The 243-nt window shown below is 73.3% G+C and carries 1 protein-coding gene; it reads left to right on the top strand.

Going from position 1 to position 243, the window contains the following annotated elements; genetic code table 11:
* Window positions 1-243 (top strand): hypothetical protein (locus tag ACY9Z2_RS19320; protein ID WP_463611296.1); only part of this gene is annotated, 243 nt, incomplete at both ends.

A 243-nucleotide genomic window follows, 5' to 3' on the forward strand; every position in this document is an offset into this window, starting at 1 on the left:
GATCGCCATGGACGTCGTCCCGGCGAGCGCCGTCATGGTCTCGGTGGGCTCTCGCGCCCCGTCGCGCCCCCCGCATGCGGAGCGCATCGAACGCGTGAAGGAGGACGTCGTGCTGAGCTTCGAGGGCTGGCCCGTCGCGCGCCTGCTGCAGCCCGGCGCGGCAGCAGGCGAGAACCTCGGCACGATCCTCATGACGCTGCCGGACGGAACGACGCGCCTCGCCGCCGTCGACCTGCCGCTGCT

Source organism: Virgibacillus sp. GM2-2, assembly GCF_055329585.1.